Genomic DNA, 269 nt, shown 5'->3' with positions numbered 1-269 from the left:
TACTCAGGCACGACTACCGCAGACATCAGTTACGTCAATATCTACGACAGTGGCAAGCTGATCGGCAGCGCAGCGGTAGAGGCGGACGGCAAGTGGAGCTGGACGCCGGACAGCGCGATGAGCAGCGGGGCGCACGCCCTGACGGTCGCGGCGGTGGACGCGGCGGGCAATGAAGGCCCGCAGGTAAGCGGCACGGCGGATGCGGCGTGGGACTTCAGCGTCCTGACCAGCGCCCCGGCGCAGCCGGCGATTGAAAACGTGGTGGACGA

The 269-nt window shown here is 66.9% G+C and carries 1 protein-coding gene; it reads left to right on the top strand.

The window, feature by feature from the left end:
* Positions 1–269, top strand: a 269-nt coding sequence (locus tag HFD95_RS21905) for an Ig-like domain-containing protein (protein WP_167430720.1), incomplete at both ends; no start/stop codon positions are given.

The sequence above is a fragment of the Pantoea sp. EKM10T genome, assembly GCF_011800685.1.
Classification (GTDB): domain Bacteria; phylum Pseudomonadota; class Gammaproteobacteria; order Enterobacterales; family Enterobacteriaceae; genus Pantoea; species Pantoea agglomerans.
This window is presented reverse-complemented; position numbering and strand designations above follow the sequence as displayed.